Consider the following 20,834-nt stretch of genomic DNA (forward strand, 5'->3'; position numbering starts at 1 on the left):
AACTGATGGCGATTGCTCCACGTGGCCAGACCCTAGAGTCTGGCCACGTGCCCTTTGGAGATCGCCATGCCCAGCATCAACCCCAGCCCGCAACAGTTGGCCCAGTTCGCCGCCGCGATGCCCGCCGGCCAGCCCATTCTCATGCTCAACCTGCTGCGCTATCGCGACCAGGCTGCCTACTCTGACGCCAGCTCGCACAGCCCCTGCAGCGGCCGCGAAGCCTATGCCCGCTATAGCCGCACGGCGCTGAGCAAGGTGCGCGGTGTGGGCGGTAGCGTGCAGCTGCTGGCCGGCGTCCGCGCCGCACTGATCGCGCCGCAGGATGAACACTGGGATGAAATGCTGCTGGTGAGCTACCCCTCGCCAGAGGCCTTCCTGGCGATGCTCGCCGATCCGGAATATCGCGCCGCCACCGAGCACCGCAGTGCGGCCCTGGCCGACTCGCGGCTGATCGGCTGCCAGCCACCGACGGTCTAGGCCGCCTGACGCTCCAGCAGACGGCGGAACTGTCTGGCGGTCAGCGGCTTGGCGAACAGCCAGCCCTGGCCGCACTCGGCGCCCTGGGCGGCGAGGAACAGCGCCTGGGCCTCGTGCTCGATGCCCTCGGCCACCACCTTCAGCTGCAGCGCCGCCGCCATCTGGATGATGTGCGGCGCCACACCGCTGCTGGCCGCGTCGTGGCCCAGGGCATCGACGAAGGACTTGTCGATCTTCAGCACATCGGCCGGCAGCTCCTGCAGATAGGCCAGGCTGGAGTAGCCGGTGCCGAAATCGTCGATCAGCACGCGGTGACCGCTCTCGCGCAGCTGTGCCAGCACGCCCTTGGCCGCCTGGATGTCGGCCAGGCCGGACTCGGTGACTTCGAAGGCGATCTGCGCCGCGCGCACCTGATACTGCAGCAGCAGGCGTGAGGCCAGCGCGCTGATGCGCGGCTCGGCCACGTCGCAGGCGGCCAGGTTGATCGAGATGTACAGCCCCGGCTGTTCGCGCAGCAGCTCGCCGAGCTGCGCCATCACCTGTTCCAGCATGTAGTCGGTGATCTCGCGGATCTGCCCGCTGCTCTCGGCCATCGGAATGAAATGGTCCGGGCCGAGCAGCTTGCCGTCGGCCCGGCGCCAGCGCACCAGAGCTTCGGCGCCGACGCAGCGGCGGCTGCCAAGGTCGAAGATCGGCTGGTAGCGCACGCGCAGGGCGCGGCGGCGCAAGGCCGAGGTCAGCGAGCCGCCGAGTGACTGGCGATAGCTGACCAGGTGATAGGTGCCGCCGGCCGCCAGCAGGGCCAGCAGCACGGCTACCGGCAGCCAGCCGGCCAGCCCTTCCCGCAGGCGCTGTTGCAGCAGGCTGCGGTCGGCAAACAGCACCAGGTCGAAGTCGGCGCTGGCAGTCGGCATGCGATAGACCAGCTGGCCCGGCGTCACCAGCAGGGTCTGCTCCTGCGGCCAGCCCGCGGCCGGCGGCCAGGTCTGCGGCGTACCCAGCACGGTCAGGGCGGTACCACCATGACGCGGCACGATCAGCAGGCTACCGCCGGGCGGCAGCTCGACCATGTCGGCCAGGTGCCCGCGCGAGGTGGAGAGACGGAAGTAGCCACGCCCGACCACCAGCGCGGCCAGGTCATCGTCGGGTTGCGCGGTGGTGTTCAGCCAGTAGCGCTGCCGCTCGCCTTCCAGGTCCGCCGGGCGTTCGGGGCCGAACGAGCTGCGCCGTGGCGAGGAGGAACAGCGCTGGTCGCCGCCGATGAAAGCCGCCTCGTAGACGAAGCGGTGCTGGAACACCACGCGGCGCAGGGTCTCGACCATGGCCATGTCGCAGCCGCGCAGGGGTTGCTGTTCCAGTTCGTCGAGGGCGCGGCCGAGCTGGCCGAAGATCTGTTCGATACGTTCCAGGAAGCGCTGGCCCTGGGTCTGCAGACGCTCGGCCTCGGCCTGCTGGGCCTGCTGGTTGGCCAGCCACAGCCCCGCGGCACCGAACAGCGCCAGCCCCAGGCAACCGACCAGCAGTGCCGCCGGCCAGGGGCGGAAGATTAGGCGGCGCAGGCTCGGCGACATGATGAAGCTCCCTGAGAGAACCTCTCAGGTATAGCCCAGCGGCTGCGCTGAGCACGGCCTGCAGGCCGCGGCGTGCGTGCCTTGCGACAAACGGCAGGGCGGCCTCAGCGCTGGTTGAGCACCTGCAGGATGGCCGCCGTCTCGGCATCCGGCTCGCCGTCGTAACGCGCCGGACGGTACTTCATCTGCATGGCGATCAGCACGTTGCGAGTGGCCTGGTCGAGCACGCCGGTGCGCGGCACTTCATAGCCAAGCTCGTGCAGCTGCGCCTGGAACCACACCACCTCGGGCAACACGCTGGCGAAGCGCATCTGTTCGCGGCTCACCGCGCCAGCGTCCGGCCAACGGATCAGGCCGGCGTCGGCCAAGCGCTTCCAGGGGAACAGCGGGCCCGGGTCGACCTTGCGCTGCGGGGCGATGTCGCTGTGGCCGATGATGCTGTCGATCGGAAGCTGGTGGCGCTTGACCAGGTCCTTGAGCAGCACGATCAGCGTCTCGATCTGCGCCTCACTGTAGGGCTGCCAGTAGCGCCCGGCCGGGCCCTGGAAGTAGCCCTGGTTGACCAGCTCGATGCCGATGGTGCTGGCGTTGAGCCAGGTCCGCCCCTGCCACTGGCTGTCACCGGCATGCCAGGCGCGGCGATCCTCGTCGACCAGGCGATAGACCTTGGCCGAGCCGTCGTCGATCAGGTAATGGGCGCTGACTTCGCCACGGGTCAGCAGGGCCAGGGAGCGCGCCAGATCCGTGGAGGTGTAGTGCAGCACGATGTACTGCACGCGGCTGCTCTGGCCCTGGGAGCGCAGGCTGTCGTCGATCTGCAGGCCGCCGCCGGCACAGCCGGCGAGGAGCAGAACGGAGAGGGCGAGGCTGAGGAATCTCATCGGTCGCTCGATCAGGGGGTGATGTGCAGGATGCTCTGCAGGTTATCCAGCAGCATGTCGACGCTGAGCATGATCAGCAGCATGCCGGTCAGGCGCTCCACTGCGGTGAGACCGCGCGGGCCGAGGAACTTCTGCAGCCAGGAAGCCTGCAGCAGGATACTGGCGGTGGCCAGCCAGGCCAGGCCGACGGCCAGGTACAGCTCCCACATCGGGCCCTCGTAGGTACTGCGCAGGGTCAGCAGCACCGCCAGCGCCGACGGGCCGGCCACCGCCGGCGTGGCCAGCGGCACCAGCAGCGGCTCGCCGTCCGGCAGGTCGCCGAGCACGCCCTCGGGGCGTGGGAAGATCAGGCGCATGGCGATGATGAACAGGATGATGCCGCCGGCGATGGCGGTGGACTCGCGCGACAGGCCCAGGCCGCTGAGGATCTTGTCGCCGAAGGTGAGGAAGATCATCAGCAGCGCCAGGGCCAGCAGCAGCTCGCGCATGGCCACGCGCATGCGCCGCTCGGGGGCGACGTTCTTCAGCGCGGCGAGGTAGATGGCGATGTTGCCGAAGGGATCGGTGACCAGAAAAACCAGTACGGCGATGCCGAAGATATCCATGCGAAGCTCCTGAACTATCCGCACAGTCTATCTGCCGCCGCCACGCCGGCAAAATGCGAAACCCGTCACGGGCGGCTCTGAGCAGGGGATATCAGGCACAACGCCGGGGATAAACGGCAGTGCAGGTTGGTCATAGCAGCGTATCGTCTAATACATGCCCTCGAGGAGGACCGCCATGCGCCGCGCGCTGCTCTGGTTCAAGCAGGATCTGCGCCTCGACGACCACCCGGCCGTGCAGGCCGCCATGGACGCCGATCGCCTGCTGCCGCTGTACGTCTTCGACCCCGCCCAGCTTCAAGCCGGCTCGTTCGGCAGCCGGCGCCTCGGCGTGCACCGCGCGCGCCTCCTGATGGAGAGCCTGGCCGCCCTCGATGGCGAGCTGCGCCAGCGCGGCTCCGGCCTGCTGGTACTGCAGGGCCGTGCCGAGCAGCTGATTCCGCGCCTGGTCGAGCAGCTCGACCTCGACGAAGTGCTAACCCTGGACGAGATCGCCCCCGAGGAACGCGCCCAGTTGCACGCCCTGCGCCAGGCCCTGGGCGCCGCGCAGCTGCGCGAGCTGCCGGCCAACCACCTGCTGCAGGCCGGCGATCTGCCCAGCGCGGTGCATGCGCTGCCCTCGGTGTTCCGTCAGTTCCGCGAACAGGTCGAGCAGCGCCTGCCGATGTTCCAGCCTCGCCCGGCGCCGGTACGCATGCCGGCCCTGCCGGACAACGCCAGCGCCTACTTCGCCGCCCTGCCCAGCCTGTCCCAGCTCGGCCTGGGCGAGCCGCTCAGCGTTGCCAACAGCGCCTTTCCCTTCTCCGGCGGCGAGCCGGCAGCCCAGGCGCGCCTGCGCGACTACCTGTGGCTGAGCCAGAGCGTGCGCCAGTATCGCGAGACCCGCAACGGCATGATCGGCACCGAGTATTCCTCCAAACTCTCGCCCTGGCTGGCCAATGGCGCCCTGTCGCCGCGCCGGGTGATGGCCGAGCTACGCCGCCACGAGGGGCAATACGGGCAGAACGACTCGACCCAGGCGCTGTGGCAGGAGCTGCTGTGGCGTGACTTCTTCCGCTGGACCCTGGTGCGCCACGGCAGCGCGCTGTTCCGCGCCGACGGCCTCAAGGCCACGGCGCGCGCGCCACGCCAGTGCGACGAACGCTTCGAGCTGTGGACCCAGGGCCGCACCGGCATGCCGCTGGTGGATGCCTGCATGCGCGAACTGGCGGCCACCGGCTACCTGTCCAACCGCGGCCGGCAGATCGCCGCCGGCTACCTGATCGCCGACCTGCAGCAGGACTGGCGGCATGGCGCCGCCTGGTTCGAGGAGCATCTGCTCGACTACGACCCGGCGAGCAACTGGGGCAACTGGGCCTACCTCGCCGGCGTGGCCAGCGATCCGCGCCATCAGCAGCAGGCCAACACCCTGCGCCAGGCCCGCCAGTACGACCCGGCGGCCGCTTATGTCAGCCTCTGGCTACCGGAGCTGCATAGCGTGCCGGCGCACCTGCGGCACACGCCCTTCCTGCTCTCGCACCTGCAGCTGGACGCCATGGGCTACCCGCGCCTGGAGCGTATCCCGGAAGACTGGAAGCCCTATCTGCCCAGCGCCGCCTAGCCCAGCTCGATGCGGTTGCGCCCCGCGCCCTTGGCCCGATACAGGGCCTGGTCGGCGCGGGTGAAGGCCGTCTCGCTGCTCTCGCCGCTGACGAAGGCGGTGAGACCGGCGGAGAGGGTGATGGTCACCGGCTCGCCACGGAAGTGGAAGGGGCACGACTCGATCGCCGTGCGTAGCGTCTCCAGTAGCTGCTGGCCACCGTCCAGGGGCGTGCTGGGCACCAGCAGGACGAACTCCTCGCCGCCGAAGCGGGCGAGGAAGTCGGTCTTGCGCAGGCGCTTGGCCAGCTCACCGGCGATGATCTTCAACACCTTGTCGCCGGCCAGATGGCCGTAGCCGTCATTGATCCGCTTGAAGTGGTCGATGTCCATCACCGCCAGCAGCAGGTCACCGCCGTAACGGCGCCAGCGCGCCAGCTCCAGATCCAGGCGCTCGGCCCAGCCGGCGCGGTTGGCCAGGCCGGTGAGCGGATCGGTGAGGGCCTTCTGCCGCTGCTCCTCGATGTGCTCGCGGAAGCCCTGGGCCTCCTGCTCCATCTCGGCGACCTTCTGCGACAGCGCCTGCAGGCGCTGCGCCACTTCTTCCTCGCGGCCCTCACGCAGGCGCTGGTGGTTGCTGACCGTGCTCAGCAGGCCTTCCAGACGTTGCTCCAGGGTGCGCTTGAGGCCGCTCAGATCGGCCGCCTCCTGCACGCTGGCCTGCAGGTCGCTGACCTGCTCGCGCAGTTCCTGGTTGAAGTTGCGCGCGCTTTCCACCGACTCGCTGTAGCCCTCGTGGGCCTCGGTGAGAGTCCCGAGGAAAGCCGCCAGGCGTTCGTTGAGCTGTTTGAGGTAGCCGGCGAATTCGCGCTGGCCGCTGTCGGTGACAGCCAGCACCAGCACCACCAGGTCGTCCAGCAGCGGCACCAGCTCGTACCAGTTCAACCCGCCCTGCAGGCGCTCGCGCAGGGCCTCGCCCTGGGGCTGGTGATGCAGCGGCAGCTCCAGCTCGTCGAGCAGGCCGAGCAGGCTGCCGGCGATGTGCGGCGCCACGGCGCTGTAGCCAGGCTCCGGGCGCTCGGGCAGGGCGAAGGCGGGGTCGCCGCCATCGCCGGTGATGATGCGCGCGTCCAGCGGCAGGCTGTCGAGACTGGAGGCCAGCGGGGCAGCAACTACTGCAGGGCGAGCAGTGGGTGCCGGCTGGGCTGCGGTCTCCAGCACTTCCGGCACGAGGGCGGAAAGCTTGGGCTCGGCGGCTGCCGCGGCGGCCATTGGCGCAGCAGGCTCCTCAGCCGGGGCGGTGACGACGGGCGCGGCAGGCGCGGGCAGATCGTCATCATCGTCCTCGTCCACATCAGGCGCTGCGACCTGAGCTTTCGCCTCCTGCACTGGAGCTTCACCGGGCTGCGCCTCGGGCGCTGCCTCGTCACGGCTGCCGAACAGGCGCTGCAACAAGCCGGGGCGCTCCACCGGCTCGCTGCCCAGCACGCTAAGAGTCTTGCCCTGCAGGCTGCTCAGTTCGGCCAGCAGGGCCGGCAGTTCACGCGACTGGCTGGCGCGTTCGTCGATGCGCTTGGAGAACTGCTTGAGCGCCTTGCGCACCTCGCGCGGCGGGTCGAGCGCCAGCAGCTGCTGGGTCAGCCCGGTGATGCCGGCGATGTTCTGTTCGATGCGCTGCTGGCGGCGCTGCTCGGAGTCCAGCACGGCCTTTTCCAGGCGCGGAATCAGTGCGGAGAGGCCGGCGTCCATCTTCTCGCCACGGATCAGCTCGCGCAGTTCCTGCATGCATTGGTCGACCGCCTTGTCGCTGCCCTCGGCGGCTAGCGAACTGCGTACCAGGCCGCGGCGCAGCAGGTCGAGGCGCTCGTTCCAGCGCTTCTCCTCCAGCTCCTGCTGCTCGAGGCTCTCCAGATACTTGGCTTTCCAGCGCTGGGCTTCATCGGTCATGGTGGCGATCCAGTGGCAAAGCCACTAAAGCATAGGCAGGTTGCTGCCGGTCGGTAGGCGGATATCCACCGCCACCGGCAAATGGTCGGAAATCGGCTGGCTGAGCACCTCGACCCGCTCCAGCACCAGTTCCGGGCTGAGCAGAATATGATCGAGGCAGCGCTGCGGGCGCCAGCTGGGGAAGGTCGCTTCGACCTGCGGTGCGACCAGGCCGAGGTCACGCAGCGGCGAGTTCTGCAGCAGGTCGACGGCATGGGTGTTCATGTCGCCCATCAGCACCACATGGCGCTGCCCCGCGATCAGCTCACGCACGTAGGCCAGCTGGCGGGTACGGGTGCGCGCGCCCAGCGCCAGGTGCAGGTTCAGCACCACCAGGGCGTCCGCGCCCTCGCCGAAACGCATGAGGATGGCGCCGCGGCCGGGCGGGCCGGGTAGGGGATGGTCTTCCAGTTGATCGGGGCGCAGACGGCTGAGCATGCCGTTGCTGTGCTGGGCCAGGCGTCCGAGGTTGCGGTTGAGCTGCTGGTACCAGTAGGGGAAGGCGCCCAGCTCGGCCAGGCGCTCGACCTGGTTGACGTAGCCCGAGCGCAGGCTACCGCCGTCCACCTCCTGCAGGGCAACCACATCGTAGTCGCCGAGCAGGGCGCCGATGCGCTGCAGGTTGCCGGCCCTGCCCGGGTGCGGCAGCAGATGCTGCCAGCCGCGGGTCAGGTAGTGGTGGTAGCGCTCGGTGCTGATGCCCACCTGAATGTTGAAGCTGAGCAGGCGTAGGCGCCCCTCGCTGCAGCCTCCAGATTCCGTGCAAAGGCCGTTGACCTGCGCTTGGCGCAGGCCCGCGGAACGCCCGGAACTCCAGCGGCGCAGCATAGTGAGGTACTCAGTTGGCGGGACGCTCTTTCTGGATCAGGAAGTCTGCAACTTGCAGAGCTTCGTTCGGACCACCCGAGCTGCGGATGTCGAAGCGGTATTTGCCGCCGACGATCAGCACCGGCACGCCGGTGACCTGATAGGCAGCTGCCAGCTTCTTGGCCTTGGCCATCTGGCCTTTCACGGCGAAGGAGTTGAAGGTGCTGAGGAACTTGTCCTTGTCCACGCCGTGGCCGGCGAGGAACTCGGCCATTTCTTCCGGGGTGGCCAGCTTGCGCTTCTCGACATGGATGGCGTTGAACACGGCCTCATGCACCTGCTTCTCCACACCCATGGATTCCAGGGTGATGAACAGCTGGCCATGCACGTCCCAGATGCCGCCGAACATGGCTGGCACACGCACGAAATTCACGTCTTTTGGCAGCTTCTCGACCCAGGGATTGAGGGTCGGCTCGAACTGGTAGCAGTGCGGGCAGCCGTACCAGAACAGCTCGACCACCTCGATCTTGCCCGGTTGCGAGACCGGTACCGGGCTGCTCAGTTCGACGTACTGGCGGCCGGCCTCGATGCTCTCGGCGTGGGCGCCCAGGCCCAGCAGGCTGAGGCTGGCGAAGGCGGCACTGAGAATCAGGTTACGCATGCAGAACTCCTTGGCGATATGGACCGCGTGAGCGCGGCGACCCGGTTCGACCGATGCCACCACCGCGGGTTCCGGCATTGTAGCGGCAGCACCAACGAAAAAGGGTGGCCGTGGCCACCCTTTTGTTTCCGCTTATCAGTGCTGCTTAGTGCAGGCCCTGGATGTAGTTGGAAACGGCTTCGATATCCTTGTTGCTCAGCTTGGCAGCGATGGCGCGCATGATCATCGCGTCGCCGTCGTTGGTGCGGTTGCCTTCGCGGAAATCGGTCAGCTGCTTGCCGACGTACTGCGCGTGCTGGCCACCCAGGTGCGGGAAGCCGGCAGCGGCCAGGCCTGCGCCGTTCGGCGAGTGGCAACCGGTGCAGGCCGGCATGCCTTCTTCGATCTTGCCGCCACGGAACAGCTCTTCGCCACGCTTGACCACTTTCGGGTCAGCGGCGCCAACGCTCATCTGCTGGCTGGAGAAGTAGGCGGCGATGTCGGCCATGTCCTGGTCGCTGAGGTTGGTCAGCAGGCCGGTCATCTCCAGCACGGTACGCTTGCCGCCCTTGATGTCATGCATCTGCTTGAGCAGGTAGCGTTCGCCCTGGCCGGCCAGCTTGGGGAAGTTCGGCGCGGCGCTGTTGCCGTCGGCACCATGGCAGGCGGCGCAGACGGCAGTCTTGGCCTTGCCGGCCTCGGCATCACCGACGATCTTGCCTGCGTCGGCGGCTTGCGCGGCCACGGAGACGCCCAGGCTCAACAGGAGACTCACGAGTACTTTGTTCATCAGCTAATCCAATAACGGCTAGAGGTAATTAGGTTTTCTTACGGGACTACTCGCTCATCAACTTGATGACGGCCTGGTAGTCCTCGGCACTGCAATCCATGCACAGGCCACGAGGTGGCATGGCATTCAAACCGTTGGTGACGCTCTGTACCATCGCGTCCATGCCCTTGGCCACACGCGGCTCCCAAGCCGCCTTGTCGCCACGCTTCGGCGCCATCGGTAGTTGTCCATTGTGGCAGGCCGCACAGGCCTTGGCATAAACCGCCTCCGGATCCTGCGCCGCATTCGCGACACCCGACAACCACAGCAACACCGCACCAGCAACCAGCACTTTCTTCATAGCCTAACCTCATCAGGGATGGGGAACGGCCTGCGTCTGATCGCGCAGCGGGTTCTGTCTCGTTCCCGGCAGAAGGACAAAGCGCACACAAAATCTGCGGCATTATATACTGGCGTCGCTGAAACGGAAGCGACACCATGCCGCGCCTCGGGGCTTCCCGGGCCCATCACCAGGCTTCCGGCACCCCGCCCATACGGACTCCCCATGTCATCGAAGAACCCCATTCTCGGCCTGTGCCAACAGGCAACCTTCCTCATCAGCGCCGCCAAGGTCGACCAGTGCCCGGACGATTCGGGCCTGGAAGTGGCCTTCGCCGGCCGCTCCAACGCCGGCAAGTCGAGTGCCCTGAACACCCTGACCCACGCCAACCTGGCGCGCACCTCGAAGACTCCGGGGCGCACCCAGCTGCTCAACTTCTTCCGCCTGGACGACGAGCGCCGCCTGGTCGACCTGCCGGGCTACGGCTACGCCAAGGTGCCGATCCCGCTCAAGCAACACTGGCAGAAGCACCTGGAAGCCTACCTGGGCAGCCGCGAGAGCCTGTGCGGGCTGGTGTTGATGATGGACATCCGCCATCCGCTGACCGAGTTCGACAACATGATGCTGGACTGGTCCAAGGCTAGCGGCATGCCGCTGCACATCCTGCTGACCAAGGCCGACAAGCTGACCTTCGGCGCAGCCAAGAACACCTTGCTCAAGGTGCGCCAGGAAATCCGCAAGAGCTGGGGCGACGACGTCGCCAGCATCCAGCTGTTCTCCGCGCCCAAGCGCCAGGGCGTGGAAGAGGCACAGCTGGTCCTGGCCCAATGGCTGGGCCTGCTCGAAGACGAAACAGAGGAAGGCGAAGAAGCCTGAGCCACCAGTTGCCGGGAGCGAGTCCCTGGCACCGCTGGCGATGGCCATAAGGCTCTGAGTCACAGAATTGCAGGCAAAAAAAACCCCGGGCTTCGTATGGGGAGGGAGAAGTCCGGGGTTCAATATTCTGAACCGCTAGGGCGGGGTTCAGAGATCTGCCAACACTAAAACACAGCTAGGAGCATCGAAGGGCTTGCATGCCATTCGTGAACTCTGACCGGCCAATCTGGCGGTTAGTTCAGTTTTTCTTAAATCGCGTTTCTATAAGAAAAAATTAACTCCAGCGAATACGGCATAAGGCATGCGACCTTATGCCGCAGCATTTCAGTGCGCTTCGTCCCAGTTGGCGCCCACACCGGCCTCAACCACCAGCGGTACATCCAGCTCGGCGGCGCCGCTCATCAGCGGCAGCAGACCCGACTTGAGCGCATCGACCTGATCCTCGCGAATCTCCAGCACCAGTTCGTCGTGCACCTGCAGGATGACACGGGCATCCAGGCCGGACTGCGGCAGCCACTGGTCCACGGCTATCATCGCGCGTTTCATGATGTCCGCCGCGGTACCCTGCATCGGCGCGTTGATCGCGGTGCGCTCGGCGCCCTTGCGCAGGGCCGGGTTCTTCGCGTGGATGTCCGGCAGGTACAAACGTCGACCGAACAGAGTTTCGACATAGCCCTGCTGGGTGGCCTGCTCGCGGGTGCGCTCCATGTAGGCCAGCACGCCGGGATAGCGGGCGAAGTAGGTGTCGATATAGGCCTGCGACTGCTTGCGATCGACGCCGATCTGCTTGGCCAGGCCGAAGGCGCTCATGCCGTAGATCAGGCCGAAGTTGATCGCCTTGGCGCTGCGGCGCTGATCATTGCTCACCTGCTCCAGCGGCACGCCGAACACTTCGGCGGCTGTCGCGCGGTGCACGTCGCGGTCATGGCGGAAGGCATCCAGCAAACCCTCGTCCTTGGCCAGGTGGGCCATGATGCGCAGCTCGATCTGCGAGTAGTCCGCCGACATCAGCCTGTAGCCCTTAGGCGCGACGAAGGCCTGGCGGATGCGCCGGCCCTCAGCGGTGCGGATCGGGATGTTCTGCAGGTTCGGGTCGGTGGACGACAGCCGCCCGGTGGCCGCCACCGCCTGGTGGTAGCTGGTGTGGATGCGCCCGGTGCGCGGGTTGATCTGCTCCGGCAGCCGGTCGGTGTAAGTGCTTTTCAGCTTGCTCAGCGAGCGGTATTCCATCAGCAGCTTGGGCAGGGCGTGATCCTGCTCGGCCAGTTCCGCCAGCACGTTCTCGGCGGTGGACGGCTGGCCGGTGGCGGTCTTGCTCAGCACCGGCAGGCCGAGCTTGTCGTAGAGGATGGCGCCGAGTTGCTTGGGCGAGCCCAGGTTGAATTCCTGGCCGGCCAGCTCGAAGGCCTGGCGCTCCAGGGCCACCAGGCGCTCGCCCAGTTCCAGGCTCTGCTGGCCGAGCAGCTTGGCGTCGACCAACGCACCGTTGCGCTCGATACGCGCCAGCACCGGCACCAGCGGCATCTCGATGTCCTTGAGCACCGAGACCAGGCTCGGCGTGGCCGACAGCTTGGCCCACAGGGTCTGGTGCAGGCGCAGGGTCACATCGGCGTCTTCGGCGGCGTAGGGGCCGGCCTGCTCGATGGCGATCTGGTCGAAGGTCAGCTGCTTGGCGCCCTTGCCGGCGATGTCCTCGAAGCGGATGGTGCTGTGCTCCAGGTACTTGAGCGCCAGGCTGTCCATGTCGTGGCGAGTCGCCGTGGAATCCAGCACATAGGATTCGAGCATGGTGTCGAAGGCCAGGCCCTGCACCGCAATCGGCGTCGAGGCGGTGGCCAGCACGTTCATGTCGTACTTGCCGTGCTGGCCGACCTTGGCCTTGGCCGGGTCTTCGAGGATCGGCTTGAGTGCCGTGAGCACGGCGTCGCGATCCAGCTGCTCGGGCACGCCCATATAGGAGTGGGCCAGCGGCACATAGGCCGCCTCGCCAGCAGTGACGGCGAAGGACACGCCAACCACCTGGGCCTGCTGCGGGTCGAGGCTGGTGGTCTCGGTATCGAAGGCGATCAGCTCGGCGGCTTGCAGCTTCTGCAGCCAGGCATCGAAGGCGGCCTGGGTCAGCACGGTTTCATAGCGCGACTCGGCGGCCGGCTCTTCGGCAGCATCGTCCGCCACCGTCGTTTCCGGCTGATCGAACAGACCGCCAGTGGGCGCCGGCACCGTGGCCGGGCGCGCCTTGGGCTGCTGGCGCTGCAGCTCGTCGAGCCAGCCCTTGAACTCCAGCTCGGTATAGAGGGTAACCAGCGCGGCGCGGTCCGCCTCGCCGGGGTAGAGATCGTCGACGCCGACCTCCAGCTCGACATCGGTCTTGATGGTCGCCAGCTGGTAGGAGAGGAAGGCCATGTCCTTGTGCTCGGCGAGCTTGGCCGGCAGGGTCTTGGCGCCACGGATCGGCAGCTCGGGAACCTTGTCCAGGCTGGCATAGAGCACGTCGAGGCCGCCGCCAACGCCGACCAGCAGGCCCAGCGCGGTCTTCTCGCCGACGCCCGGCACGCCGGGAATGTTGTCGACCTTGTCGCCCATCAGGGCCAGGTAATCGATGATCAGCTCGGGGCCGACGCCGAATTTCTCGCGCACGCCCTCGATGTCGTAGACGCTGCCGGTCATGGTGTTGACCAGGGTGACGTGCGGGCAGACCAGCTGGGCCATGTCCTTGTCACCGGTGGAGATCACCACGTCGCGGCCGAGCGCGGCGGTCTGCCGGGCCAGGGTGCCGATCACGTCGTCGGCCTCCACGCCTTCCACGCATAGCAGCGGGTAGCCGAGGGCGCGCACGGCGGCGTGCAGCGGCTCGACCTGGCCGCGCAGCTCATCAGGCATCGGCGGGCGATTGGCTTTGTACTCGGCGAACATGGCGTCGCGGAAAGTGCCGCCCTTGGCATCGAACACCACGGCGAAGGGGCTGTCCGGGTACTGCTTGCGCAGGCTCTTGAGCATGTTCAGCACGCCCTTCACCGCGCCGGTCTGCAAACCCTTGGAGTTGGCCAGCGGCGGCAGGGCGTGGAAGGCGCGATAGAGATAAGAAGAGCCGTCGACCAGAACCAGAGGGGCGTTGGACATGCGCAGAATCAACCTTTTGCCGGGGGCGGGCGCTAGAATGAACGCACCAACCTGAAGAAAGGGACAAGGTTACCATGCGCATGCTCACCCGCCTGACTCTGGCCGCCCTGCTGGCCGCCAGCCCGATGCTCGCCATGGCAGAGGAAGAGGTCACCGGCGACCCGGACGTGACCATCCGCCAGGATGGCGACAAGACCATCACCGAATACCGGCAGAATGGTTTCCTCTATGCCATCAAGGTCACGCCGAAGAACGGCAAGCCGTACTTCCTGGTGCGCGCCGACGGCAGCGAGGGCAACTTCATCCGCTCCGACCAGCCGGACATGCTGATTCCCGCCTGGGAAATCTTCAGCTGGTAAGCGCCCATGTCCGTCTTCACGCCCCTCGAACGCCATGAGCTGGAAGCCTTTCTCGAACCCTACGGGCTCGGCCGCCTGAAGGACTTCCAGGGCATCGCCGCCGGCACCGAGAACAGCAACTTCTTCATCAGCCTGGAGGGCGGCGAGTTCGTCCTCACCCTGGTGGAGCGCGGCCCGCGCGCCGACATGCCGTTCTTCATCGCCCTGCTCGAGCGCCTGCACCAGGCCGGCCTGCCGGTGCCCTATGCGGTGCCGACGCGCAGCGGCGAGGCCCTGCGCGAGCTGGCCGAAAAGCCGGCGATCCTGCAGCCGCGCCTGGCCGGCAAGCACGTCAGCCAGCCCAACGCCCATCACTGTGCGGAAGTCGGCACCTGGCTGGCGCGTCTGCACCTGGCGACCCGCGACAACATTCTCGAGCGACGCAGCGACCGTGGTCTCGACTGGATGCTGGAAGAGGGGCCGATGCTGGCGCTGGAGCTGCACGACGAACAGCTACCGCTGCTGCGCGACAGCCTGCATGAGATCGGCGAGCTGAAGGCGCGCATCCTCGCCCTGCCGCGGGCCAACCTGCATGCCGACCTGTTCCGCGACAACGCGCTGTTCGACGGCAACCAGCTGGCCGGGGTGATCGACTTCTACAACGCCTGCTCGGGGCCGATGCTCTATGACCTGGCGATCACCCTCAACGACTGGTGCTCGCAGGCCGACGACGACCTCGACCTGGCCCGTGGCCGCGCGCTGCTCGGCGCCTATGCCGCGCTGCGCCCCTTCACCCGTGCCGAAGCCGAGCTGTGGCCGGCCATGCTGCGCATCGCCTGCCTGCGTTTCTGGTTGTCGCGGCTGATCGCCGCCCGCCGCTTCCAGGGGCGCGACGTGCTGGTCAAGGACCCCGCCGAGTTCCAGCGCCGCCTGGCGCGTCGCCAGCAGGTCAATCTGCCGTTGCCGTTCGCCCTCTGAGGGCGAACGCTCACAGGCTCTCAAGGCAGCCGGCCAAGCCGCCGGCCAGATCCTCCAGCAACTGCTCGTAGCTCGGCGCCTTGGCGCCCAGCGCATCCAGTTCGGCCAGCTTGACCGGCAGGCCGCTGGACAGCGTCTCGGCCAGGCGCGGGCGCAGTGGCGGTTCGCTGAACACGCAGGCTGCACCGGCCGCCTTGAGCCGCTCACGCATGGCGGCGACCTGGCGCGCCCCCGGCTGCACCTCACTGGCGGCGCTGAACACGCCGGCGTGCTGCAGGCCGTAGGCGGCTTCGAAATAGTCGAAGGCCTGGTGGAAGACGAAGAACGGCTTGCTCGCCAGCGGCGCCAGACGCGCCTTCAGCTCGCCATCGAGGCCACTCAGGCGCTGCTCGAAAGCCGCCAGGTTGGCCTGGTAGCGCGCGGCATTGGCCGGATCGGCGCCGGCCAGATCGGCGGCCATCTTCGCCGCGATCACCTGGGCATTGGCCGGCAGCAGCCAGAGGTGAGCGTCGAGGCTGCCGGGGCGATGGTCGTGGTCATGCTCGTCGGCGTCGGGTTCGTCGGCGTGCTCATGCTCGTGCCCGGCGCCCTCGCCGAAGTGGCGCAGGGTCAGGCCTGGCAATGCCTGCACGGCGACGTTCGGCTTGTCGCGGCCCGTCAGCACGCGCGGCAGGAAGGTCTCCATGTCCGGGCCGATCCAGTACAGTAGGTCGGCGCTCTGCACCCGGCGCACATCCGACGGACGCAGGGCGAAGTGGTGCGGCGAAGCGCCAGGCGGCAGCAGCACCTCGGGCTGGCCGAGGCCGTCCTGCACGGCGGCGGCGATCAGCTGCAGCGGCTTGATGCTGGTCAGCACCCGCACTTCGGCGGCCTGTACGGCCAAACTGGAGAGGAAAAGGGCGATAAAAGCAGCGAAACGGAACACGACGGCAAGACTCGCAGGACAAAAGAGTTATAGAATAACGTCTCTTCATCCGGACGTCTCGCCATGTTCAAGCCCGTCACCGGCAATACCCCGCTGGCCTGCCTGCCGCACGACCATTCGCGCTGCGTCGCCGACGCCCTGGCCGAGGCCGAGCAGATCTGCGCCAGCCAGGGCACGCGCCTGACCGCGCTGCGCAAGCGCGTGCTGGAACTGGTCTGGGCCAGCCACAAGCCGCTCGGCGCCTATGACATCCTCGCCGTACTGAGCGAGGAAGACGGCCGCCGCGCGGCGCCACCGACCGTCTATCGGGCGCTGGACTTCCTCCTGGAGAACGGTCTGGTCCACCGCATCGCTTCGCTCAACGCCTTCATCGGCTGCGTGCATCCGGGCGAACTGCACCAGGGCCAGTTCCTCATCTGCAAGGCCTGCCACACCGCCATCGAGCTGGAACAGCCGGCCATCAGCCAGGCCATCGTCAGCGGCGCAGACGAAGTGGGCTTCGTCGTTGAGAGCCAGACCGTCGAAGTGGTCGGCCTGTGCGCCGGCTGCCGGAAGGCCGCATGAGCGAGGCACTGATCCAGCTGGAAAACGTCGGCGTGGCCTTCTCCGGCCAGCCAGTGTTGCAGCAGGTGCAACTGGCGCTGCGCCCCGGCGAGATCGTCACCCTGATCGGCCCCAACGGCGCCGGCAAGACCACCCTGGTGCGCACCGTGCTCGGCCTGCTCAAGCCGGACAGCGGCACGGTGCGGCGCAAACCGCGCCTGCGCATCGGCTACATGCCGCAGAAGCTGCATGTCGACCCGACCCTGCCGCTCTCGGTGCTGCGCTTCCTGCGCCTGGTGCCCGGCGTCGACCGCGCTGCGGCGCAAAGTGCGCTGGAGGAAGTCGGCGCCAGCCAGGTGATCGACAGCCCGCTGCAAAGCATCTCCGGCGGCGAACTGCAGCGCGTGCTGCTGGCCCGCGCACTGCTGCGCGAGCCGGAACTGCTGGTGCTCGACGAGCCGGTGCAGGGCGTCGACGTCGCCGGCCAGGCCGAGCTGTACCGCCTGATCACCCAGCTGCGCGACCGCCACGGCTGCGGCGTGCTGATGGTGTCGCACGACCTGCACCTGGTGATGAGCGCCACCGACCAGGTGGTCTGCCTCAACCGCCACGTATGCTGCTCGGGCCATCCGGAGCAGGTCAGCAATGACCCGGCCTTCGTCGAGCTGTTCGGCCAGGACGCCAAGAGCCTGGCCATCTACCACCACCATCACGACCACAGCCACGACCTGCATGGCGAAGTGGTCGCCGAACCCGGCCTGCGCATCCACGGCCAGGTCCATGTCCACGGTCCAGGCTGCAAACACTGATGCCCGATTTCCTGCTCAACGCGTTGCTCGCCGGCCTGGCCCTGGCATTGGTCGCCGGCCCGCTCGGCTCCTTCGTCGTGTGGCGACGCATGGCCTATTTCGGCGACACCCTGTCGCATGCCGCGCTGCTCGGCGTGGCCCTGGGCTTCCTGCTCGACCTCAGCCCGACCCTGGCGGTGACCGCCGGCTGCCTGTTGCTCGCCGTGCTGCTGGTCACCCTGCAACAGCGCCAGCCCCTGGCCTCGGACACCCTGCTCGGCATCCTGGCGCCGACCACCCTGTCGCTAGGTCTGGTAGTACTGAGCTTTATGGACGAGGTGCGCATCGACCTGATGGGCTACCTGTTCGGCGACCTGCTGGCAGTCAGCAGCACCGATCTGGCCTGGATCCTCGGCGGTAGCGCCCTGGTCCTGGCCCTGCTGCTGCCGCTGTGGCGGCGCCTGCTGGCGATCACCGTGCACGAGGAGCTGGCGCGGGTCGAGGGCCTGCCTGTGGCCGGCCTGCGCCTGGCGCTGATGCTGCTGATCGCCGTGGTCATCGCCGTGGCCATGAAGATAGTCGGGGTGCTGCTGATCACCTCGCTGCTGATCATTCCCGCCGCCGCCGCCCAGCGCCACGCGCGCACGCCGGAGCAAATGGCCATCGGCGCCAGCCTGCTGGGCATGCTCGCCGTGTGCGGTGGGCTGGCGCTGTCCTGGTACCAGGACACCCCGGCCGGGCCGTCGATCGTGGTCAGTGCCGCGGCATTGTTTCTTCTAGGCTTTGCTCTGCCGCGTCGCGCCCGTTAGGATTGACCGTTTTTCGCGCAAAGCGAAACGAACAAAAACCATACGGTCACGACATGAACAAAATAACGAGCAGCATCTCTGCCGCCGCCCTGTGCCTGCTGATGAACCAGGCCCACGCCGAATTCTGGACCGTGGATGCCCTGGTCAAGGAGTTCAATCAGATCTCCGCGCAGATCGACCGCGGCGAACTTGATGCCGCCGAGCGCGCACTGCAGAACGTCAGCCAGCACACTGCGGGCAACGACACCCGCGTCGGCCAATACCAGCGCGAGCTGGCCAAGGCCTACCTGCAGCGGGGCAAGCAGCAGCTGCAAGTTGGTGATGCCAACGCTGCCGAGGCGACCCTGGGCAAGGGCCAGGCCAGCCTGGCCGCCGCCTCGCCGGAGCTGAAGCAGCAGTACCAGGCCACCCTGGACGCCGCCCGCGTCGATACTCAGGCCGTGGCCCGCCGCGAAGCCGAGGCGGCCAAAGCCCGGCAGGACGCGGAAGCCGCTCGCCAACGCCAACTGGCCGAACAGAAGGCCGCCGCCGAACGCGAAGCGCGCGCCCGCCAGGCCCAAGCCCAGGTGCAAGTGAAGGCCGAACAGCCGAAGCCGGCACCCGTGGCCCAGGCCGCCCCGGCCAAGCCGCGTGCCCAGCTGATCGACCCGAGCGCCGCCAGCAGCAGCGTGCCCATGCCGATGCTCGACGCCAATGACCGCAACGCCCTGCGCGACCTGCTGGATAAGGTCGCCGCCGACGTGGTGGCCTTCGACTGCGCGGTACGCCTGGAAGTGCGCGAGGCCAAAGACTACCCCTTCGTCGCCGCCCTGCTCTCGGCGCGGATCAAGAAGCTCGATCCGGGCTTCGCCCCGCAGCTGTCGCCGCTGCTCAAGCCGGACCAGGAGCCACGCCTGGTACTCAGCCCGCAAAGCAACGGCTGAGGCTGCGCGAGGTCACGACGGCCGCCCGAGGGGCGGCCGTTTCGTTTTTATGCTTTTCTGAAAGCTGCCGAAGCCAAGAAAGACTAAGAGCGCATAAACAAAACAGCTAGAATGCGCGGCTTTCGGCCAACCGCCTACGCTTGCTGAAATCGCCGGCCCCACCCTCTTGCCGGCAGACAGCCCCAACGTACCCACAAGGTTCGCTCAGTGATCGAGTTCCACCACGTCCAGAAGACCTATCGGGTCTCCGGGCGGGACGTTCCCGCCCTGCAGTCCACCGACCTGCGCATCGAGCAGGGCCAGGTGTTCGGCCTGATCGGCCATTCCGGCGCCGGCAAGAGTACCCTGCTGCGCCTGATCAACCGCCTGGAAGAACCCAGTGCCGGGCGCATCGTCATCGATGGCGTCGACGTCACCGCTCTCGGTGCCGACGGCCTGCGCCGCTTCCGCCGCCAGGTCGGAATGATCTTCCAGCACTTCAACCTGCTCTCCTCCAAGACCGTGGCCGCCAACGTGGCCATGCCGCTGGAGCTGGCGGGCGAACTGGGTCGCGCCGAGATCAACCAGCGCGTCGCCGAACTACTGGCCCGAGTCGGCCTCACCGAGCATGCCGACAAATACCCGGCGCAGCTGTCCGGCGGCCAGAAGCAGCGCGTCGGTATCGCCCGCGCCCTGGCCACCCGACCGAAGATCCTGCTCTGCGACGAGGCCACCAGCGCCCTCGACCCGCAGACCACCAGCCAGGTCCTGCAGCTGCTGGCCGAGATCAACCGCGAGCTGGGCCTGACCATCGTCCTCATCACCCATGAAATGGACGTAATCCGCCGGGTCTGCGACCAGGTGGCGGTAATGGACGGCGGGCGCATCGTCGAACAGGGCCCGGTGGCCCAGGTGTTCCTCCACCCGCAGCACGAGACCACGCGCCGCTTCGTGCTGGAAGACGAGCAGGTCGACGAGAGCGAACAGCGCGACGACTTCGCCCATGTCGACGGCCGCATCCTGCGCCTGACCTTCCAGGGCGAGGCCACCTACGCGCCGCTGCTCGGCACCGTGGCCCGTGAGACCGGGGTCGACTACAGCATCCTCGCCGGGCGCATCGACCGCATCAAGGACACCCCCTACGGCCAGCTGACCCTGGCCCTGACCGGCGGCGACATCGACGCCGCGCTGGCGCGCTTCCAGGCCGCCGACGTGCACCTGGAGGTACTGCGCTGATGTTCGAGCAACTGCTACCCAACGTCGACTGGCAGGAAATCGGCTACGCCAGCCTCGACACCCTCAACATGCTCGGCGGTGCCACCCTGTTCACCGTGCTGCTCGGCCTGCCGCTCGGCGTGCTGCTGTTCCTCACCGGCCCGCGGCAGATGTTCGAGCAGCGCGCGCTGTACGGCGTGCTGTCGCTGGTGGTCAACGTGCTGCGCTCGGTGCCGTTCGTGATCCTGCTGATCCTGATGATCCCGCTGACCGTGCTGATCACCGGCACCTCGCTGGGCGTTGCCGGCGCCATCCCGCCGCTGGTGGTGGGCGCCACGCCGTTCTTCGCCCGCCTGGTGGAGACCGCGCTGCGCGAGGTCGACCGCGGCATCATCGAAGCGACCCAGGCGATGGGCGCCAGCACCCTGCAGATCATCTTCCGCGCCCTGCTGCCGGAAGCGCTGCCGGGGCTGATCGCGGCCACCACCGTGACCGCCATTACCCTGGTCTCCTACACCGCGATGAGCGGCCTGATCGGCGGTGGCGGTCTCGGCGACCTGGCCGTGCGCTACGGCTACCAGCGCTACCAGCCGGACGTGATGGCGGTGACCGTCATCCTCCTGCTGATCCTGGTGCAGGTCCTGCAGATGGTCGGCGACAAGCTGGTCATCCATTTCTCGCGCAAGTAA

At 67.5% G+C, this 20,834-nt stretch carries 21 protein-coding genes; 11 read left to right on the forward strand and 10 right to left on the reverse strand.

What is annotated here, in order from left to right; genetic code table 11:
- The first annotated feature begins 66 nt into the window (after positions 1–66).
- A complete protein-coding gene (locus IP89_RS22190) occupies positions 67–477 on the forward strand; it encodes a DUF1330 domain-containing protein (protein ID WP_043312110.1) in 411 nt (136 codons plus the stop codon).
- On the opposite strand, the gene IP89_RS22195 is transcribed toward IP89_RS22190, so the two are convergent.
- From IP89_RS22195 to IP89_RS22205, 3 genes are all read right to left on the reverse strand, one after another.
- A complete protein-coding gene (locus tag IP89_RS22195) occupies positions 474–2,048 on the reverse strand; it encodes an EAL domain-containing protein (RefSeq protein ID WP_043312112.1) in 1,575 nt (524 codons plus the stop codon). The genes IP89_RS22190 and IP89_RS22195 overlap by 4 nt on opposite strands.
- Before the next feature lie 104 nt (positions 2,049–2,152).
- Positions 2,153–2,929, reverse strand: a complete 777-nt coding sequence (locus tag IP89_RS22200) for an N-acetylmuramoyl-L-alanine amidase (protein ID WP_043312114.1) — start codon at positions 2,927–2,929, stop codon at positions 2,153–2,155.
- Between the two features lie 11 nt (positions 2,930–2,940).
- Positions 2,941–3,534, reverse strand: coding sequence for a MarC family protein (locus IP89_RS22205; RefSeq protein WP_043312115.1), 594 nt, complete (start codon positions 3,532–3,534; stop codon positions 2,941–2,943).
- Positions 3,535–3,709: 175 nt separating this feature from the next.
- On the opposite strand from IP89_RS22205, the gene IP89_RS22210 reads away from it, so the two are divergent.
- Entirely contained in the window at positions 3,710–5,131 is a 1,422-nt protein-coding gene (locus tag IP89_RS22210; RefSeq protein WP_043312117.1) for a DASH family cryptochrome, read from the forward strand.
- Here IP89_RS22210 and IP89_RS22215 read toward each other — a convergent pair.
- From IP89_RS22215 to IP89_RS22235, 5 genes are all read right to left on the reverse strand, one after another.
- Positions 5,128–7,056 (reverse strand): GGDEF domain-containing protein, encoded by a 1,929-nt coding sequence (locus IP89_RS22215; RefSeq protein ID WP_043312119.1) that lies wholly within the window; start codon positions 7,054–7,056, stop codon positions 5,128–5,130. The genes IP89_RS22210 and IP89_RS22215 overlap by 4 nt on opposite strands.
- Before the next feature lie 24 nt (positions 7,057–7,080).
- Entirely contained in the window at positions 7,081–7,923 is an 843-nt protein-coding gene (locus IP89_RS22220) for an endonuclease/exonuclease/phosphatase family protein (RefSeq protein ID WP_043312121.1), read from the reverse strand.
- A 10-nt stretch (positions 7,924–7,933) separates the two neighbouring features.
- Positions 7,934–8,563 (reverse strand): thiol:disulfide interchange protein DsbA/DsbL, encoded by a 630-nt coding sequence (locus tag IP89_RS22225; RefSeq protein WP_043312122.1) that lies wholly within the window; start codon positions 8,561–8,563, stop codon positions 7,934–7,936.
- A gap of 145 nt (positions 8,564–8,708) precedes the next feature.
- On the reverse strand, positions 8,709–9,332 hold the full coding sequence (locus tag IP89_RS22230) for a cytochrome c (protein WP_043312124.1): 624 nt from the start codon (positions 9,330–9,332) through the stop codon (positions 8,709–8,711).
- Positions 9,333–9,378: 46 nt separating this feature from the next.
- Positions 9,379–9,672 carry a cytochrome c5 family protein gene (locus IP89_RS22235; RefSeq protein ID WP_043312125.1) on the reverse strand — a complete coding sequence of 98 codons (294 nt, stop codon included), beginning with the start codon at positions 9,670–9,672 and terminating at the stop codon, positions 9,379–9,381.
- A 204-nt stretch (positions 9,673–9,876) separates the two neighbouring features.
- Here IP89_RS22235 and yihA point away from each other — a divergent pair, with 204 nt between their 5' ends.
- Positions 9,877–10,527, forward strand: a complete 651-nt coding sequence (yihA, locus tag IP89_RS22240; protein ID WP_043312126.1) for a ribosome biogenesis GTP-binding protein YihA/YsxC — start codon at positions 9,877–9,879, stop codon at positions 10,525–10,527.
- A gap of 324 nt (positions 10,528–10,851) precedes the next feature.
- Here the strand turns inward: yihA and polA are convergent, their stop codons facing one another.
- Positions 10,852–13,647: a DNA polymerase I gene (polA, locus tag IP89_RS22245; protein ID WP_043312127.1), complete on the reverse strand. Its 2,796-nt coding sequence runs from the start codon at positions 13,645–13,647 to the stop codon at positions 10,852–10,854.
- 74 nt (positions 13,648–13,721) lie between these two features.
- Here polA and IP89_RS22250 point away from each other — a divergent pair, with 74 nt between their 5' ends.
- Both IP89_RS22250 and IP89_RS22255 read left to right on the forward strand, forming a co-directional pair.
- Positions 13,722–14,006, forward strand: coding sequence for a DUF2782 domain-containing protein (locus IP89_RS22250; protein WP_043312128.1), 285 nt, complete (start codon positions 13,722–13,724; stop codon positions 14,004–14,006).
- A 6-nt stretch (positions 14,007–14,012) separates the two neighbouring features.
- Complete coding sequence (locus tag IP89_RS22255) at positions 14,013–14,963, forward strand: homoserine kinase (protein WP_043312129.1); 951 nt, start codon at positions 14,013–14,015, stop codon at positions 14,961–14,963.
- Positions 14,964–14,973: 10 nt separating this feature from the next.
- On the opposite strand, the gene IP89_RS22260 is transcribed toward IP89_RS22255, so the two are convergent.
- Entirely contained in the window at positions 14,974–15,888 is a 915-nt protein-coding gene (locus tag IP89_RS22260) for a zinc ABC transporter substrate-binding protein (RefSeq protein WP_043312131.1), read from the reverse strand.
- Between the two features lie 63 nt (positions 15,889–15,951).
- Here IP89_RS22260 and IP89_RS22265 point away from each other — a divergent pair, with 63 nt between their 5' ends.
- The 6 genes from IP89_RS22265 to IP89_RS22290 all read left to right on the forward strand — a co-directional run bounded on the left by IP89_RS22265 (position 15,952) and on the right by IP89_RS22290 (position 20,834).
- Positions 15,952–16,452, forward strand: coding sequence for a Fur family transcriptional regulator (locus IP89_RS22265; RefSeq protein ID WP_043312133.1), 501 nt, complete (start codon positions 15,952–15,954; stop codon positions 16,450–16,452).
- Positions 16,449–17,240, forward strand: a complete 792-nt coding sequence (gene znuC / locus IP89_RS22270; RefSeq protein WP_043312134.1) for a zinc ABC transporter ATP-binding protein ZnuC — start codon at positions 16,449–16,451, stop codon at positions 17,238–17,240. The genes IP89_RS22265 and znuC overlap by 4 nt, the downstream gene beginning before the upstream one ends.
- On the forward strand, positions 17,240–18,028 hold the full coding sequence (gene znuB / locus IP89_RS22275; RefSeq protein ID WP_043312135.1) for a zinc ABC transporter permease subunit ZnuB: 789 nt from the start codon (positions 17,240–17,242) through the stop codon (positions 18,026–18,028). The genes znuC and znuB overlap by 1 nt, the downstream gene beginning before the upstream one ends.
- Before the next feature lie 53 nt (positions 18,029–18,081).
- Complete coding sequence (locus IP89_RS22280; RefSeq protein ID WP_052081182.1) at positions 18,082–18,951, forward strand: hypothetical protein; 870 nt, start codon at positions 18,082–18,084, stop codon at positions 18,949–18,951.
- Positions 18,952–19,158: 207 nt separating this feature from the next.
- Complete coding sequence (locus tag IP89_RS22285) at positions 19,159–20,166, forward strand: methionine ABC transporter ATP-binding protein (RefSeq protein WP_043312136.1); 1,008 nt, start codon at positions 19,159–19,161, stop codon at positions 20,164–20,166.
- Positions 20,166–20,834, forward strand: coding sequence for a methionine ABC transporter permease (locus tag IP89_RS22290; RefSeq protein WP_043312137.1), 669 nt, complete (start codon positions 20,166–20,168; stop codon positions 20,832–20,834). Before IP89_RS22285 ends, IP89_RS22290 begins: the two co-directional genes overlap by 1 nt.

Origin of the sequence: Pseudomonas sp. ML96, assembly GCF_000761545.1 — a bacterium.
GTDB lineage: Bacteria > Pseudomonadota > Gammaproteobacteria > Pseudomonadales > Pseudomonadaceae > Aquipseudomonas.

Excerpts from the sequence above, each read along its gene's own strand:
- IP89_RS22190 (WP_043312110.1), top strand. The coding sequence starts at position 67 with ATGCCCAGCATCAACCCCAGCCCGCAACAGTTGGCCCAGTTCGCCGCC.
- IP89_RS22195 (WP_043312112.1), bottom strand. The coding sequence starts at position 2,048 with ATGTCGCCGAGCCTGCGCCGCCTAATCTTCCGCCCCTGGCCGGCGGCA.
- IP89_RS22200 (WP_043312114.1), bottom strand. The coding sequence starts at position 2,929 with ATGAGATTCCTCAGCCTCGCCCTCTCCGTTCTGCTCCTCGCCGGCTGT.
- IP89_RS22205 (WP_043312115.1), bottom strand. The coding sequence starts at position 3,534 with ATGGATATCTTCGGCATCGCCGTACTGGTTTTTCTGGTCACCGATCCC.
- IP89_RS22210 (WP_043312117.1), top strand. The coding sequence starts at position 3,710 with ATGCGCCGCGCGCTGCTCTGGTTCAAGCAGGATCTGCGCCTCGACGAC.
- IP89_RS22215 (WP_043312119.1), bottom strand. The coding sequence starts at position 7,056 with ATGACCGATGAAGCCCAGCGCTGGAAAGCCAAGTATCTGGAGAGCCTC.
- IP89_RS22220 (WP_043312121.1), bottom strand. The coding sequence starts at position 7,923 with ATGCTGCGCCGCTGGAGTTCCGGGCGTTCCGCGGGCCTGCGCCAAGCG.
- IP89_RS22225 (WP_043312122.1), bottom strand. The coding sequence starts at position 8,563 with ATGCGTAACCTGATTCTCAGTGCCGCCTTCGCCAGCCTCAGCCTGCTG.
- IP89_RS22230 (WP_043312124.1), bottom strand. The coding sequence starts at position 9,332 with ATGAACAAAGTACTCGTGAGTCTCCTGTTGAGCCTGGGCGTCTCCGTG.
- IP89_RS22235 (WP_043312125.1), bottom strand. The coding sequence starts at position 9,672 with ATGAAGAAAGTGCTGGTTGCTGGTGCGGTGTTGCTGTGGTTGTCGGGT.
- yihA (WP_043312126.1), top strand. The coding sequence starts at position 9,877 with ATGTCATCGAAGAACCCCATTCTCGGCCTGTGCCAACAGGCAACCTTC.
- polA (WP_043312127.1), bottom strand. The coding sequence starts at position 13,647 with ATGTCCAACGCCCCTCTGGTTCTGGTCGACGGCTCTTCTTATCTCTAT.
- IP89_RS22250 (WP_043312128.1), top strand. The coding sequence starts at position 13,722 with ATGCGCATGCTCACCCGCCTGACTCTGGCCGCCCTGCTGGCCGCCAGC.
- IP89_RS22255 (WP_043312129.1), top strand. The coding sequence starts at position 14,013 with ATGTCCGTCTTCACGCCCCTCGAACGCCATGAGCTGGAAGCCTTTCTC.
- IP89_RS22265 (WP_043312133.1), top strand. The coding sequence starts at position 15,952 with ATGTTCAAGCCCGTCACCGGCAATACCCCGCTGGCCTGCCTGCCGCAC.
- znuC (WP_043312134.1), top strand. The coding sequence starts at position 16,449 with ATGAGCGAGGCACTGATCCAGCTGGAAAACGTCGGCGTGGCCTTCTCC.
- znuB (WP_043312135.1), top strand. The coding sequence starts at position 17,240 with ATGCCCGATTTCCTGCTCAACGCGTTGCTCGCCGGCCTGGCCCTGGCA.
- IP89_RS22280 (WP_052081182.1), top strand. The coding sequence starts at position 18,082 with ATGAACAAAATAACGAGCAGCATCTCTGCCGCCGCCCTGTGCCTGCTG.
- IP89_RS22290 (WP_043312137.1), top strand. The coding sequence starts at position 20,166 with ATGTTCGAGCAACTGCTACCCAACGTCGACTGGCAGGAAATCGGCTAC.